Source organism: Streptomyces sp. NPDC006326 (assembly GCF_040612915.1).
GTDB lineage: Bacteria > Actinomycetota > Actinomycetes > Streptomycetales > Streptomycetaceae > Streptomyces.
Map to the genome: position 1 here is coordinate 70523 of NZ_JBEXRC010000027.1, position 12788 is coordinate 83310.

General features: G+C 74.1%; 11 protein-coding genes. 4 read left to right on the plus strand and 7 right to left on the minus strand.

Annotated elements, in window-relative coordinates:
• Window positions 1-9: 9 nt before the first annotated feature.
• Both recX and recA read right to left on the minus strand, forming a co-directional pair.
• A complete protein-coding gene (gene recX, locus ABZ128_RS21415) occupies window positions 10-570 on the minus strand; it encodes a recombination regulator RecX (protein ID WP_356850327.1) in 561 nt (186 codons plus the stop codon).
• Between the two features lie 3 nt (window positions 571-573).
• Window positions 574-1686 carry a recombinase RecA gene (recA, locus tag ABZ128_RS21420; protein WP_356850329.1) on the minus strand — a complete coding sequence of 371 codons (1113 nt, stop codon included), beginning with the start codon at window positions 1684-1686 and terminating at the stop codon, window positions 574-576.
• Window positions 1687-1878: 192 nt separating this feature from the next.
• On the opposite strand from recA, the gene ABZ128_RS21425 reads away from it, so the two are divergent.
• Window positions 1879-2637, plus strand: a complete 759-nt coding sequence (locus ABZ128_RS21425; RefSeq protein WP_356850331.1) for a Clp protease N-terminal domain-containing protein — start codon at window positions 1879-1881, stop codon at window positions 2635-2637.
• On the opposite strand, the gene ABZ128_RS21430 is transcribed toward ABZ128_RS21425, so the two are convergent.
• Entirely contained in the window at window positions 2591-3766 is a 1176-nt protein-coding gene (locus ABZ128_RS21430; RefSeq protein ID WP_356850367.1) for an AI-2E family transporter, read from the minus strand. The genes ABZ128_RS21425 and ABZ128_RS21430 overlap by 47 nt on opposite strands.
• Window positions 3767-3998: 232 nt before the next feature.
• Window positions 3999-4193 carry a DUF3046 domain-containing protein gene (locus ABZ128_RS21435; protein ID WP_356850333.1) on the minus strand — a complete coding sequence of 65 codons (195 nt, stop codon included), beginning with the start codon at window positions 4191-4193 and terminating at the stop codon, window positions 3999-4001.
• Between the two features lie 82 nt (window positions 4194-4275).
• On the opposite strand from ABZ128_RS21435, the gene ABZ128_RS21440 reads away from it, so the two are divergent.
• A complete protein-coding gene (locus tag ABZ128_RS21440; protein WP_356850335.1) occupies window positions 4276-5229 on the plus strand; it encodes a hypothetical protein in 954 nt (317 codons plus the stop codon).
• On the opposite strand, the gene ABZ128_RS21445 is transcribed toward ABZ128_RS21440, so the two are convergent.
• The 3 genes from ABZ128_RS21445 to ABZ128_RS21455 form a co-directional block, all read right to left on the minus strand.
• Window positions 5226-5534 carry an AzlD domain-containing protein gene (locus tag ABZ128_RS21445; protein ID WP_356850336.1) on the minus strand — a complete coding sequence of 103 codons (309 nt, stop codon included), beginning with the start codon at window positions 5532-5534 and terminating at the stop codon, window positions 5226-5228. The genes ABZ128_RS21440 and ABZ128_RS21445 overlap by 4 nt on opposite strands.
• A complete protein-coding gene (locus tag ABZ128_RS21450; protein ID WP_356850369.1) occupies window positions 5531-6229 on the minus strand; it encodes an AzlC family ABC transporter permease in 699 nt (232 codons plus the stop codon). The genes ABZ128_RS21445 and ABZ128_RS21450 overlap by 4 nt, the downstream gene beginning before the upstream one ends.
• Window positions 6230-6317: 88 nt before the next feature.
• Window positions 6318-7154, minus strand: coding sequence for an AraC family transcriptional regulator (locus ABZ128_RS21455; protein ID WP_356850338.1), 837 nt, complete (start codon window positions 7152-7154; stop codon window positions 6318-6320).
• A gap of 80 nt (window positions 7155-7234) precedes the next feature.
• On the opposite strand from ABZ128_RS21455, the gene ABZ128_RS21460 reads away from it, so the two are divergent.
• Together ABZ128_RS21460 and ABZ128_RS21465 are read left to right on the plus strand one after the other, a co-directional pair.
• Window positions 7235-11824, plus strand: coding sequence for an ATP-dependent helicase (locus ABZ128_RS21460; RefSeq protein ID WP_356850339.1), 4590 nt, complete (start codon window positions 7235-7237; stop codon window positions 11822-11824).
• A gap of 183 nt (window positions 11825-12007) precedes the next feature.
• Entirely contained in the window at window positions 12008-12682 is a 675-nt protein-coding gene (locus tag ABZ128_RS21465) for a hypothetical protein (protein ID WP_356850341.1), read from the plus strand.
• Window positions 12683-12788: the final 106 nt, after the last annotated feature.

The following is a 12788-nucleotide window of genomic DNA, read 5'->3' on the forward strand; positions in this document are numbered from 1 at the left end:
CGGCGGCGGTCAGCCTCCCGGGTACCCGAGGTCCTCCGTGTCCTCGCCCTCCGCTTCCAGCGCCCGCCGGACCACCCGCAGGGCCATGCCCTCCGGGTACCCCTTGCGGGCGAGCATCCCGGCGAGGCGTCTGATGCGCTTGTCCCGCTCCAGGCCCCGGGTGGTGCGGAGCTTCCGCTCGACGAGCTCCCGGGCGGTCTGCTCCTCCTGTTCGGAGTCCAGCTGTCCGAGCGCCTCCTCGACGAGGGTGGCGTGCACGCCCTTGGTGCGCAGCTCCTGGGCGAGTGCCCGGCGGGCGAGACCCCGGCCGCGGTGCCGGGACTCCACCCAGGCCCCGGCGAAGGCGGCGTCGTCGATCAGGCCCACCTCCTCGAACCGGGAGAGGACCTCCTGCGACACCTCCTCGGGAATGCCCCGCTTGGCCAGGGCGTCCGCGAGCTGGCGCCGGGTGCGCGGCATCCCGGTGAGCAGGCGCAGGCAGATCGCCCGCGCCTGCTCCTCGGGACTCTGGGGCGGCAGGTCCTGGCGGCCTTCGCGGCCGCCTGCGCCGCCCCTTTCCTGCTCCCGCACGGGTCAGCTCTTGGCCACGGCGGCCTTGGCCGTCGTCTTGGCCTTCGACGCGGGGACCGGCACGGCGGCGGCATCCGCAGCGGCGGGGGCGGCGCCCGCCTCCTCGGCGTCGGCGTCCTTGCGCACGCCCACGCCCAGCTTCTCCTTGATCTTCCGCTCGATCTCGTTGGCGAGGTCGGGGTTGTCCTTCAGGAAGTTGCGGGCGTTCTCCTTGCCCTGGCCCAGCTGGTCGCCCTCGTACGTGTACCAGGCGCCGGCCTTGCGGATGAAGCCGTGCTCCACGCCCATGTCGATCAGGCCGCCCTCGCGGCTGATGCCCTGGCCGTAGAGGATGTCGAACTCGGCCTGCTTGAACGGCGGCGCGACCTTGTTCTTCACGACCTTGCAGCGGGTGCGGTTGCCGACCGCCTCCGTGCCGTCCTTCAGGGTCTCGATGCGGCGGATGTCGATGCGCACCGAGGCGTAGAACTTCAGTGCGCGGCCACCGGTGGTGGTCTCCGGCGAGCCGAACATCACACCGATCTTCTCGCGGAGCTGGTTGATGAAGATCGCGGTGGTCTTCGACTGGTTGAGCGCACCGGTGATCTTGCGCAGCGCCTGGCTCATCAGACGGGCCTGGAGACCCACGTGGCTGTCGCCCATCTCACCCTCGATCTCCGCACGCGGCACGAGCGCGGCCACGGAGTCGATGACGATCAGGTCGAGCGCACCGGAGCGGACCAGCATGTCCACGATCTCCAGCGCCTGCTCGCCGGTGTCCGGCTGGGAGAGGATGAGGTTGTCGGTGTCGACGCCCAGGGCCTTGGCGTACTCGGGGTCGAGCGCGTGCTCGGCGTCGACGAAGGCCACCGTCCCGCCGGCCTTCTGCGCATTGGCCACGGCGTGCAGGGTGAGGGTCGTCTTACCGGAGGACTCCGGCCCGTACACCTCCACGACACGGCCGCGGGGCAGTCCGCCGACGCCCAGGGCGATGTCCAGCGCGGTCGACCCGGTGGGGATGACGTCGATGGGGTCGTTCGGCTTGTCGCCGAGCCGCATCACGGCACCCTTGCCGAATTGCCGTTCAATCTGTGCGAGCGCGGCGTCGAGGGCCTTCTCGCGGTCGGTGCCTGCCATGGGTTCCACCCGGTTTGCTTGAGTCGATCGCTTCACGCCATTGACGCTAACGCCTGCCACTGACAATGCGCTTCCACGTCCGTTTCGGCTGTGGATAACTCATCAGAATGGATGTTCGATTTCCCTGTCAAGCGCGACTCACTGACAACCCGCGGTTGACACTCCGCGCACTGTCAACCTAGGGTTGCACCCATGACGAACCCTTCCGTGGAACCCGTTCGTATGACCCATCCGGTCCGCCTCGACGAGCTCATCGAGGCGGTCAAGAAGGCCCACACCGACGCCCTGGAGCAGCTCAGCAGCGCCGTCGTCGCCGCCGAGCACCTCGGCGACGTGGCCGACCACCTCATCGGGCACTTCGTCGACCAGGCCCGCCGGTCCGGCGCCTCCTGGACGGACATCGGCCGCAGCATGGGCGTCACCCGCCAGGCCGCCCAGAAGCGCTTCGTCCCCAAGGCCGACAAGGGCGACGGCGCCCAGGAGATGGACGCCGCCCAGGGCTTCGCGCGCTTCACCGACCGCGCCCGCAACGTCGTGGTCACCGCCCAGAACGAGGCCCGCGCGGCCGGCAACACCGAGATCCGCACCGAACACCTCGTCCTCGGCCTGCTCGCCGAGCCCGAGTCCTTCGCCGGCCTCGCGCTGCGCGCCCAGGGCATCGACCCCGACGCCGTGCGGAGCGCGGCGACCGCCGCGCTGCCCCCGGCGGCCGCGGAGCTCCCCGCCCTCGTGCCCTTCGACGCGGCCGCGAAGAAGGCCCTGGAGCTGACCTTCCGCGAGGCGCTGCGCCTCGGCCACGCCTACGTGGGCACCGAGCACATCCTGCTCGGCCTCCTCGAAATGGAGGACGGCGACGGCATCCTGAGCGGCCTCGGCATGGACAAGGCCGCCGCCGAGGCCACGGTCACCGAAGCCGTGGCAGCCGTACTCGGCGCGGACGCTCCGCAGTAGCGCCGTCCCGGGCCGCCCCTTCCGTCAGGGCGTACCGCTTCACGTACGCCCCGAGGAAGGCCTGGAGGGTGGCGACGGCCGGGATCGCGATGAGCGCCCCGACCGCGCCCAGCAGGGCGGTGCCGGCGATGACCGAGCCGAAGGCCACCGCCGGGTGGATGTCGACCGTCCGCGCGGTCAGCTTGGGCTGCAGGAGGTAGTTCTCGAACTGCTGGTAGACGACCACGAACCCGAGGACGTACAGCGCGTACCAGGGATCGACCGCGAAGGCGATCAGCATCGGCAGCGCGCCCGCCAGGTAGGTGCCGATGGTGGGGATGAACTGGGAGACCAGCCCCACCCACACCGCGAGCGCGGGCGCGTACGGCACGTCGAGCACCGCGAAGACGACGTAGTGCGCGATCCCCGAGACCAGCGCCATCAGTCCCCGGGAGTAGAGGTACCCGCCGGTCTTGGCGACGGCGATCTCCCAGGCGCGCAGCACCTCCGACTGCTTCGCGGGCGGCAGGACGGAGCACAGCGCGCGCCGCAGCCGCGGCCCGTCGGCGGCGAAGTAGAAGGAGAAGAGCCCGATCGTCAGCAGCCGGAACAGTCCGCCGAGGACGGTGGCGGACACGTCGAGCACGCCGCTCGCGCTGTTCTGGACGTACTTCTGCAGCCAGTCCGAGTGGAGCAGGCTGTCCTGGATCGCCAGCCGGGACAGCTGGGTGTGGAAGGTCCCGTTGATCGAGTCGATCACCGAGTCGAGATAGCGGGGGAAGCCCTCGACCATGGCGACGATCTGCCCGGCGAGTATCGAGCCGAGCAGCACGACGAAACCCGCGGAGGCGGCGAACACCCCGAGGAAGACCAGGAAAGTGGCCAGCCCGCGGCGCATGCCGCGGGCCGCCATCCGGGACACCGCGGGCTCGATCGCGAGGGCGAGGAAGAACGCGATCAGGATGTTGATCAGCAGCCCGGTCAGCTGGTGGAAGGCCCAGCTGCCGAGCTGGAAGCAGGCGATCAGGGCCAGGACGAGGACGACGGCGCGCGGCAGCCAGCGCGGCATGCGCGCGCCGGCGGGCGCCGGCCCGGGCGGGCTCCCGCCGGGCGGGACCTCGCCGGGCGAGCCCTCGCCGGGCCGGGGCACCGACGGGCGGCCCGGGGCCGACCCGTGCGGCCGCGCCTGCGCACCGCGCGCGGCCGGCCCGGCCGGCTGCCCCTCCGGCCGGTCAGGGGCGTCGGGGGCTTCGGGGGCTTCGGGGCCGGGTGCTCCGGCGGGGCCGGGCGTCGGTGTCGTCGTCTCGTCAGTGGGTGCCACCGAGCCAGTCTGGCCCACCCGCCGCCCCCGGCGAAGCCGCCCGCGGACGCCGGCGGCGCCGTCAGCGCAGCGAGGCCGGTACGTCCATCGCCGAACACACCGCGCGCCACACGTCCTTGGTCTCCCAGCCCGCGTCGAGCGCCTGGAGGACGGTGAGTCCGCCGAGCTCGGCCATGACGTGGTCGCGCGCGAAGGAGTCGGCGTAGGCGGCGCCGAAGTGTTCGGCCATCCGCTCCCAGAAAATCGTCAACCGCATGCGTTCAGTATCCCGCCCCGGGAGAGTGCACCGCTCCGGTTCGTCCTCCCTCCGCCCGTGGGGGCGCCCTACGGTTTCACGCATGCCTGGAGACGAAGCTTCCCCGCTGACCGCACTGGCCCGGGCCGAGCAGTTCATCTGGCTCACGGCCCGGGTCCTGGAGCAGCGGCGGTTCGCGTTCCACTTCCTCGGCGGCGACGCGGACCCGGTGGACACCGCCCTCGGCTCGTACCTCAACGCCGACGGCGGCTACGGCCACGCCCTTGATCCGGATCTGCGCGGTCCGCTCAGCCAGCCGCTGCACACCGCCCACGCCCTGCGGGTCCTGGACAGCCTCGGCCGCTGCGCCGGGCAGCGCATCGAGCGGCTCTGCCGCCACCTGACCCGGGTCTCCACCGGGGACGGCGCCCTGCCGGTGCTGCTCCCGGCCCCGGCCGGCCACCCCGCGGCCCCGTACCACCCGGTGTACGACGACCCGCCGGGCGAACTGCTGGTCACGGGCCCGGTCGTCGGCCTGCTGCACCGCAACCGGATCTGGCACGCCTGGCTGTTCCGGGCCACCGACTTCTGCTGGGACCGGGTCGAGGGCATGCGGCGCTCGCATCCGTACGAGGTCCAGAGCGCGGTGGCCTTCCTGGACGGCGCCCCCGACCGGGCCCGGGCGGTGGCGGCGGCGGACCGGCTGGGGCGGCTGGTGCGCGAGCAGCGGCTGGTCGTGCTCGACCCGCGGCGCCGGCACGAGTACCCGCTTCCCGCCGGCTACGCCCCCGGCGAGCGGTTGTACCCCCACGACGTCGCCCGGCGGCCGGAGTCGCTGGCGCGCGGCTGGTTCACGGACGAGGAGATGAGGCGCTCGCTGGACTTCCTGGCCGCCGAGCAGCAGGCGGACGGCGGATGGCCGGTGCGGCGCCAGGCGTGGGCGCCGGGCAGCTCGCTGGAGCGGCGTCCGATCGCCACGCTGGAGGCCCTGCTGACCCTGCGCGCGTACGGCCGGCCCCTGGGCGGCCCGCTCCCGGCGGCGGGCGGGACCGGCTAGCCGCCCAGGGCGCGGACCCCGGCGGTGACCACGACGGCGGCGCCGACCACGACGAGGAAGGGCGCCCGCAGCAGCAGCGCGAGGCCGGCGGCGGCCAGGCCCGCGGCCCGGGCGTCGAGCACCAGGGCGTGGCCGGCGCCGAAGGTCTGCTGGGCGGTGAGGGCGGCGAGCAGCGCGACCGGGAGCAGGGCGGCGAGCCTGCGCACGAGCGGCCGCTCCAGTGCGCCGGCGGGGACGAGCAGTCCGGCGAGCTTGAGGGCGTAGCAGCCGGCGACGGTCAGTGCGATGCCGATCCAGACGTTCACGGCCGGCGTCCCTTCAGCCAGAGGATCAGGGGGGCGGCGAGGGCGGCGACGAGCACGGGCAGCCCGGCGGGCAGCACGGGCAGCAGGCCCAGACCGAGGACGAGCGCGAGCGCGGCGACCGCCCGCTCGGTGGCGGTCTTCACCATCGGCGCGAGGAGGGCGAGGAAGACGGCTGGCCCGGCCGCGTCCAGCCCCCACGCGCCGGTGTCCCCGAGGGCCTCGGCACCGAGCACGCCGAGCAGGGTGGTGAGGTTCCACAGCAGGTAGAGGCTCAGGCCGGTCACGGTGAACCCGAGCCGCGCCGACCTGCGGTCCGGCTGCGCCAGGGCCACGGCGGTGGTCTCGTCGATCACCCAGTGCGCGGCGAGGGGGCGCAGCGGCCGGGGCAGCGCGAGCAGCTGCGAAAGCCGCAGCCCGTAGAAGGCGTTGCGCGTCCCGAGGAAGAAGGCCCCGGCGGCGGCGGTGTACGGACTGCCCCCCGCGGCCAGTGCCCCGACCAGCGCGAACTGCGAGGCGCCGGTGAACACGAGCAGGCTCAGCACGCAGGCCTGGAGCACGCTGATCCCGGCTCCGGCCGCGGTCGCCCCGAACGCGAACCCGGAGAGCCCGACGGCCACCCCGACGCCGAGCGCATCGCGCACGACGGCGCCGCGCGGCTTTTCCCCGGCCCCCGCGGGGGCCTCCCGTACCACCATCCGATGTTCTCCCACGCCCCGAACGTACGCAGGGCGGGGCGGTGCGGTCTTGTACGTTCTTGCGCGCGCTCCCCGGCACCGCGGCCGGTCAGCCCCCGGCCCGACCGCTGCGTTCGCGGCGGTAGGCGCCCGGCGGGACGCCCACGATGCGGGTGAAGTGGCGGTTCAGGTGCGGCTGGTCCGTGAAACCGACCGCGAGGGCCGCCTCCGCGGGCGCCGTACCCGCGTCGAGCAGGCGGCGTGCCCTGCGGACCCGGGCATCCGTGAGCCAGGTGTGCGGCGGCATCCCGTACCGCTCCCGGAAGGCCCGCAGCAGCGCGAAGGGGCTGGTGCCGAGCTCCGCGGCCAGTTGTTCCAGCGAGGGCGGCCCGGCCATCCGCTCCTCCAGCACCGCCCGGGCCCGTACGGCGTCGGCGGCTGCGGCGCCGCGCACCGGGCGGGCGGGCAGCGGTGCGGCGTGCCGGGTCAGCATCCGCGCCACCGCCCCGCGCAGCAGGGTGTCGGCGGCCAGGGCATTGCCCTTCTCGGCGGCCCGGTGCACCCGGGTGATCAGCCGGGAGGTCTCCGGGTCGGTGACCGAGTCGGCGGTGAAGCCGGGGGTCCCGCGCAGGCTCCCGATCTCCGCCGCGACCTCGGCGATCAGCTCGCGGGAGGGGTAGAGGGTGGCGTACGCCCAGCCTTCGGGGGCGCCGGCGCGGGCGGTGTGCGGGACCTCGGGGTTGATCAGGACGACGCTGCCCGGCCCGGCCCGCACGGTGCCGCCCGGCAGGCCGACCTCCTCGATGCCGCCGGTGACCGCCGCGATCACGTACCCCTCGTGGGCGTGGCGCGGGAAGGAGTGGCGGATGTAGTGGGCGCGCAGCAGGTCGAGGCCGGGCAGTTCCGGGTACCGCCAGTGCCGCGCCCATTCGCCGTTCTGCGCCATTCCCCCATTCTGCGCCCGCCCGGAAACCGGTGTTCGCGCAGGTCCGGCCGGTTGTCAGTGCCCGGGTGCAGGATGGGGGCATGGCCGGCTCCGCGCTCGATGCGTTCTCCCCCGCGACCCGCTCCTGGTTCACGGGGGCCTTCCGTACGCCCACCGCGGCCCAGGAGGGGGCCTGGCGGGCCATCGGGGCCGGGTCGGACGTGCTCGTCGTCGCGCCCACCGGCTCCGGCAAGACCCTGGCCGCCTTCCTCGCGGCCCTCGACCAGCTGGCGTCCGTCCCGCCGCCCGCCGAGCCGAAGAAGCGCTGCCGGGTGCTGTACGTGTCCCCGCTGAAGGCCCTCGCGGTCGACGTGGAGCGGAATCTGCGCAGTCCGCTGACGGGGATCCGCCAGGAGTCCGTCCGGCTCGGCCTGCCCGAGCCGGAGATCCGGGTGGGGATCCGCTCCGGCGACACCCCGGCCGCGGAGCGGCGGGCGCTGGCCACCCGGCCGCCGGACATCCTGATCACCACCCCCGAGTCGTTGTTCCTGATGCTGACCTCGGCGGCGCGTGACGCGCTCTCCGGGATCGAGACGGTGATCCTGGACGAGGTCCATGCGGTCGCCGGGACCAAGCGCGGCGCGCACCTGGCGCTGTCCCTGGAGCGGCTGGACGAGCTGCTGGCGCGGCCGGCCCGCCGGATCGGCCTGTCGGCGACGGTGCGGCCGGTGGACGAGGTGGCCCGCTTCCTCGCGCCGCGCGGCAAGGTGGAGATCGTCCAGCCGCCCTCGGCCAAGGAGTTCGACCTGTCGGTCGTGGTGCCGGTCGAGGACATGGGTGAGTTGGGCGGCTCGCCGGCCACGGAGGGCAGGGAAGGCGGCGACAAGCCCTCGATCTGGCCGCATGTGGAGGAGCGGATCGCCGACCTGGTCCAGGCCCACCGCTCCACGATCGTGTTCGCCAACTCCCGCCGCCTCGCCGAGCGCCTGTGCAACCGGCTCAACGAGATCGCGTACGAGCGCGCCGTGGGCGAGCGGCTGCCCGAGGGCCCGCCGCCGGCGCAGGTGATGGCCCAGTCGGGCGCCGCGCAGGGGGCTCCTGCGCTGCTGGCCCGCGCGCACCACGGCTCGGTCTCCAAGGAGCAGCGGGCGCTGGTGGAGGAGGACCTGAAGGCGGGCCGGCTGCCGGCCGTGGTCGCCACGTCCAGTCTGGAGCTGGGCATCGACATGGGCGCCGTCGACCTGGTGGTGCAGGTGGAGTCCCCGCCGTCGGTGGCGTCGGGGCTCCAGCGGGTGGGCCGGGCCGGGCACCAGGTGGGCGCGGTCTCGACCGGCGTGGTCTTCCCCAAGTACCGCGGGGACCTGGTGCAGGCGGCGGTGGTGACGGAGCGGATGCGCACGGGGTCGATCGAGTCCCTGCGCATCCCCGCCAACCCGCTGGACGTCCTGGCGCAGCAGCTGGTGGCGATGACGGCGATGGACACCTGGCAGCTGGACGAGCTGCTGGCGCTGGTGCGGCGGGCGGCGCCGTTCGCGGCGCTGCCGGAGTCGGCGTTCACGGCGGTCCTCGACATGCTGGCGGGCCGCTATCCGTCCGACGCGTTCGCGGAGCTGAGACCGCGGGTGGTGTGGGACCGGGTGGCGGGGACCATCACGGGCCGGCCGGGGGCGCAGCGCCTGGCGGTCACCTCCGGCGGCACGATCCCCGACCGCGGGCTCTTCGGTGTCTTCCTCGCGGGGGCCGACCCGAAGAAGGGCGGGGGCCGGGTCGGTGAGCTCGATGAGGAGATGGTCTACGAGTCCCGGGTGGGGGACGTCTTCACGCTCGGCACCACCTCCTGGCGGATCGAGGACATCACCCGGGACCGGGTTCTGGTCTCCCCCGCCCCCGGCGTCCCGGGCCGGCTGCCGTTCTGGAAGGGCGACCAGCTGGGCCGCCCCCTCGAACTGGGCCGGGCGGTCGGCGCGTTCCTGCGCGAGCTCGGCGCCCTCCCCGCCGAGGACGCCCGGCTGCGCCTGCTGGCGGCGGGCCTGGACGCCTGGGCCGCGGAGAACGTGCTGGCGTACCTGGCGGAGCAGCGCGAGGCCTGCGGCCACGTACCGGACGACCGGACCATCGTCGTGGAGCGGTTCCGCGACGAGCTCGGCGACTGGCGGGTCGTGGTGCACTCCCCGTTCGGCGCGCAGGTGCACGCCCCGTGGGCGCTGGCCCTCGGGGCCCGGCTGGCCGAGCGGTACGGGATGGACGCGCAGGTGATGCATGCAGACGACGGGATCGTGCTGCGCCTGCCGGATGCGGACCTGCTGTCGATGGACCTCCTGGACCACGACCCGTCGGCACCGCACTCCTTCGAGTTCGACGACGAACAGGCCCCGCTGGGCGCGGCGGACGTCGCCTTCGACCACGGCGACGTCCAGCAGATCGTCACCGACCAGGTGGGCGGCTCGGCGCTGTTCGCCTCCCGGTTCCGCGAGTGCGCGGCCCGCGCCCTGCTGCTGCCGCGGCGCAATCCGGGCAAGCGCACCCCGCTGTGGCAGCAGCGCCAGCGGGCCTCCCAACTGCTCCAGGTCGCCTCGGAGTTCGGTTCGTTCCCGATCGTGCTGGAGGCGGTACGGGAGTGCCTGCAGGACGTCTTCGACGTGCCGGGCCTGACCGAGCTGATGGGCGACATCGAGGCCCGCCGGGTGCGCCTGGTCGAGGTCACCACCCCCGAACCGTCCCCCTTCGCCCGCTCGTTGCTCTTCGGGTACGTGGCCCAGTTCCTGTACGAGGGGGATTCGCCCCTCGCCGAGCGGCGCGCGGCCGCCCTGTCGCTGGACTCCCGGCTGCTGGCCGAGCTGCTGGGCCAGGCGGAGCTGCGGGAGCTGCTCGACGCGGAGGTGCTGGAGGAGCTGGAGCGGGAGCTGCAGTGGCTGACCAAGGACCGGCGGGCCAAGGACCGCGAGTCGGTCGCGGACCTGCTGCGGCTGCTCGGCCCGCTGAGCCCGGCCGAGCTGGCCGAGCGGGGCGCCGACCCGTCCTGGGCGCAGGAGCTCGCCGATGCCCGCCGGGCCATCCGGGTGCGGATCGCCGGCGCGGAGCACTGGGCTGCGATCGAGGACGCGGGCCGGCTGCGGGACGCGCTCGGCACGGCCCTCCCGGTCGGGGTCCCGGAGGCCTTCACCGAGCCGGTCAAGGACCCGCTGGGCGACCTCCTGGCCCGGTACGCCCGTACGCACGGCCCGTTCACCACCGCTTCCGTCGCCGCTCGCTTCGGCCTGGGCGCGGCGGTGACCGAGGGGGCGCTGCACCGGCTCGCGGCGGCGGGGCGGGTGGTCCAGGGCGAGTTCCACCCCTCCGGCATCGGCCAGGAGTGGTGCGACGCGGCGGTGCTGCGCCGACTGCGCCGCCGTTCCCTGGCCGCCCTGCGCCAGGAGCTGGAGCCGGTCCCGCCGGCCTCTCTCGCGACGTTCCTGCCGCACTGGCAGCACCTGGGCGGCGCCCTGCGCGGGATCGACGGCCTGGCCCGGGCCGTGGAACAGCTCCAGGGCGCCCCGGTCCCCGCCTCGGCGCTGGAGCGCCTGATCCTGCCCTCCCGGGTCGCGGGCTACTCCCCGACCCTGCTCGACGAGCTCACCACCACCGGCGAGGTGGTGTGGGCGGGTGCGGGAGCCCTGCCGGGCAAGGACGGCTGGGTCTCGCTCTACCTCGCGGACGCGGCCCCGCTGCTTCTCCCGCCGCCGCACCCGCTGGAGTTCACCCCGCTGCACCAGTCGATCCTCGACACCCTCTCCGGCGGGTACGGCCTGTTCTTCCGTCAGCTGGCGGAGTCGGTGCGGGCCAAGTGGTCCGAGGCCACCGATCTCGAACTGTCCGATGCGCTGTGGGACCTGGCCTGGTCGGGCCGCCTCACGAACGACACCCTGGCCCCGCTGCGCTCCCTGCTCGGCTCGGGCCGCACGGCGGGCGCCACCGCACACCGGGCCCGGCGTACCGTCCCGCGCGGGCGGTACGGCACGCTCAGCGCCCAGGTCTCCCGGCCCGGTCCGCCCACGGTCTCGGGGCGCTGGTCGCTGCTGCCCGCCCAGGCCGCGGATCCCACCCACCGCGCGCACGCCCTGGCCCGTACGCTGCTGGACCGGCACGGGGTGGTGACGCGGGGGGCGGTGGCCGCCGAGGGCGTCGAGGGCGGGTTCAGTGCCGTCTACCGGGTGCTGTCGGCCTTCGAGGACAGCGGCCAGGCCCGCCGCGGGTACGTGGTGGAGGGCCTGGGCGCGGCCCAGTTCGCCATGGACGGCGCGGTCGACCGGCTGCGGGCGGCCGAGCGGACGCCGCCCCCGCTGGCGGCGGTGGTGCTGGCCGCCGCCGACCCGGCGAACGCGTACGGCGCCGCCCTGCCCTGGCCGGAGCCGCCGGCCGGGGCCACCCACAAGCCGGGCCGCAAGGCGGGCTCCCTGGTGGTGCTGGTCGACGGTGAGCTCGTCCTCTACGTGGAGCGCGGCGGCAAGACCCTGCTGGCGTGGCCCGGGCCGGAGGATCCGCGTCTGACGGCCGCCGCCGAAGCCCTGGCCGCCGGCTCCCGCACGGGCACGCTCCCGCCGCTGACGGTGGAGCGGATCAATGCCGCGGCCGCCCTCACCTCACCCCTGGGCCCCGCCCTGGAGGCGGCGGGATTCCATGCGACGCCGCGAGGTCTGCGGCTGCGCCCCTGATGCGGCAGAGCCGTCCCGACCATTGCGCTTATGTTCCGCTTATGTACGGAGCTCGTCACGGAGCCCGTCCTGGCTGGCCATGTCGATCATTTGTGCACTATCAAGATCCACGCAGGCATCGCACACGGCGGTGCCACGTCACATTCACAGTCATGGGGGACGAGAAAAGTGAGCACCTTCGGCATGCGACGAGCCGCAACGGGCGCCATCGGTCTGGCGGTTGCCGGCACCCTGACGCTGACCGGCTGCAAGAACGGCAACGAGGAGGTCGCACCGGCGCAGTCCGGCGCCCCGGCCGCCCAGCCCTCCCAGCCCGGCCACGAACAGCCCGGCGCCTCGGCCAGTCCGAGCACCGGCGGCGGCAGCGACGCCCCCGCGGCAGGAGCGGGCGGCACGGCGAAGTCGGGCCAGGCCTTCAAGCTCGGCGAGACCGCGACGGTCCCGTTCAGCTACGGCAGCAACAAGGGCGGCACCATCGCCCTCACCGTCACCTCGGTCGACCAGGGCCAGCCCGCCGACCTGGACCCGCTCAAGCTCGGTGACAAGGTCAAGGGGATGATCCCCTACTACATCCACTACACGGTCAAGAACGTCGGAACCACCGACCTCTCGTACTCCTCCGTGGGCCACATCAAGGGCCTGCTCCCGGACGGCAGCGAGGCGCAGGGCGTGGCCGTCATCGGCAAGTTCGAGAAGTGCAAGGACGACTCGCTGCCGAAGGGCTTCACCAACGGCCAGTCGCAGACCAACTGCGTGATCGCCCTGGCCCCCTCGGCCCAGACGAAGGTGTCCGGCGCCCAGTACTGGGGCGACCCGTACAACTCGCTGAGCAACGGCAAGGCCCTCACCTGGAAGTAGCGGGCGGCCCCACCGGCCCCGCACCCTCCTGATCACCGAGCCCCTGTGGCGGCACCCCGCCGCAGGGGCTCGTGCGCTGCCCGCCCCCGCCGCCGGCCGGTCCGGG